This is a genomic window from Jiangella rhizosphaerae (assembly GCF_003579925.1).
Lineage (GTDB): Bacteria > Actinomycetota > Actinomycetes > Jiangellales > Jiangellaceae > Jiangella > Jiangella rhizosphaerae.
Map to the genome: position 1 here is coordinate 1 of NZ_QUAL01000262.1, position 2,063 is coordinate 2,063.

General features: G+C 72.6%; 3 protein-coding genes. All 3 read right to left on the minus strand.

The window, feature by feature from the left end; translation table 11 throughout:
* Nucleotides 1-59: 59 nt before the first annotated feature.
* Entirely contained in the window at nucleotides 60-596 is a 537-nt protein-coding gene (locus DY240_RS33460; RefSeq protein ID WP_119662108.1) for an FHA domain-containing protein, read from the minus strand.
* A gap of 149 nt (nucleotides 597-745) precedes the next feature.
* Nucleotides 746-1,171, minus strand: coding sequence for a glycine cleavage system protein GcvH (gene gcvH / locus DY240_RS23020; protein WP_119662109.1), 426 nt, complete (start codon nucleotides 1,169-1,171; stop codon nucleotides 746-748).
* On the minus strand, nucleotides 1,168-2,063 hold an 896-nt coding region (locus tag DY240_RS23025; protein ID WP_147375462.1), incomplete at its 5' end, for a DUF881 domain-containing protein. The genes DY240_RS23025 and gcvH, both read right to left, overlap by 4 nt.

A 2,063-nucleotide genomic window follows, 5' to 3' on the forward strand; every position in this document is an offset into this window, starting at 1 on the left:
CGGCGCGGCGTCGCGCCGCGCCGGCCCGGAGGCACGCGCCGAGTTCCCCTCGGCGGGACTCACCTCGGCCCGCCTCCGAACCCGTGCTGGCTGGAGTAGTAGACCAGGCGGTACTTGCCGATCTGGACCTCGTCGCCGTTGTTCAGCGCCACTTCGTCGATGCGGTCGCGGTTGACGTAGGTGCCGTTGAGGCTGCCGACGTCGGAGACGACGAAGCCGCCGGGCATGCGCCGGAACTCCGCGTGCCGCCGCGAGACGGTGACGTCGTCGAGGAAGATGTCGGAGTCGGGGTGCCGGCCGGCGCTGACGACGTCGGTGTCGAGCAGGAACCGGCTGCCGGCGTTGGGGCCGCGCAGCACGACGAGCAGCGCGCTGCCCTCGGGCAGGGCGTCGACGGCGGCCTGGTCGGCCGCGGCGAGGTCGCTGGAGTCGTCCCGCTCGACCTGCGCGGTCTCCTCGCGCACCATGGCCATGGTGCTCGTGGCGTCACCCCCCGTCTCAGCCGGCTGCATGGGCCGGACCAGCGGGGTTCCGCAATTGGAGCAGAACTTCGCGTCGGACGGGTTTTGGTGCCCGCACTGGGTGCAGAACGGCATCAGCTGGCCTCCCGCCGAGGGTCTCACCCCGGCTTCGACTCGTCGGCGCTACGAGTGTCTCACTCACTCTCGACCAGCGCCTGAGGGTTTACGGATGTTGGCAACCTAGAACCGGCCGCCGCCAGAATCAACCGGCGGCCGAACCTGAGCTAGCCCTCCACCTGGGAACGGTAGTCGTCGGCCGTCAGCAGCTGATCGACGGCCCCCGGGTCGGACGGCACGATCTCGATCATCCAGCCGGCGCCGTAGGGGTCGGCGTTCACCTGCTCGGGCGCGGCGTCGAGCTCCTCGTTGCGGGCCACGACGGTGCCGGTGACCGGCGCGAACAGCTCGCTGACGCTCTTGGTCGACTCGAGCTCGCCGCAGACGCCGCCCGCGGTGACCTCGTCGCCGACGGCCGGCAGCTGGACGTAGACGATGTCGCCGAGCTGCTCCTGGGCGTAGTGCGTGATGCCGACACGGACGCTGCTCTCGGCCTCACCGGGGCTGCGGACCCACTCGTGCTCCGCGGTGTACCTCAGGTCGTCGGGATACAACGAGATCTGCCTCCTCGGGGCACTGTGCAGGGCGGTCATTCGTCGTCGCCGTCCTCCGGCGCCGGGCGAGCGTACTGAGGCGGCTCCGGCTCGTGCAACACGTCGACGGTCAGCTCGTCGTACTCGTCGACGGTGGCCTCGGCGCTGCCCTCCTCGATGCGGCTGACGACGCCGTCGGCGAACGTCATGGAGCCGCTCAGCTCTCCGGGATCGCCGATGGCGACGACCTCGTACGGCGGCTCCAGCTCCTTGCCGCCGACGGTGAGCACGTCGCTGCGCGGGTTCTCGAACGAGGTACTCGCGACCACCCGGACGGCCGCGTCGTTGCCGCCGCCGCGGATCTGGATCGCCTCGGCGCCGGCCACCCGCAGCTCGTTGACGGCGCGGAGCATCGTGACGGCGTCCACCTCGTGGTCGGGGTCGCTGATCGTCATGATGATGCCGGGACCGGTGGCCGGGATGGTGCCGGCCAGCACGCCGGCGTTGCGGGCGCGCTGCTGCGCCTGCTCGAGCGCGGCCGCCTCAGTGTCGGCGCCGCTGATGAGGTCGCGGCGGTCGGCCTCGAGCTCGGCGACGTGGTCGTCGAGGCGGTCGGCCTGGCGGCGCAGGCCGTCGAGGATCTGCACGAGGTCGTCGCGGCGGGCGTTGGCGAGCGCGTCGTCGTCGTCGGAGCGCACCTGCAGGACGGCGCCGAACCCGAGCAGCGCGACCAGCAGCGCCACCAGCACCTGACCGCCGTCGGGCTTCTGGCGGACGGCGTTCCAGAGCCGCTTGGTGCCCGACGGCGCGGCCGGCGTGAACCGTGCGCCGCCGGGGACGAACGGCTGGGGCGCCGCGGCGGGCTCCGCCGGTTCAGCAGGCTCGGCAGGCTCGTCGCGCTCGGCCGGCGCCTCGGGGCCGGTCGGCGCCTCGGGCTCGGCCGGCTCGTCCC

Bases quoted from the DNA above. Each gene is read 5' to 3' on its own strand.
- DY240_RS33460 (WP_119662108.1), bottom strand. From the start codon at position 596: ATGCCGTTCTGCACCCAGTGCGGGCACCAAAACCCGTCCGACGCGAAG.
- gcvH (WP_119662109.1), bottom strand. From the start codon at position 1,171: ATGACCGCCCTGCACAGTGCCCCGAGGAGGCAGATCTCGTTGTATCCC.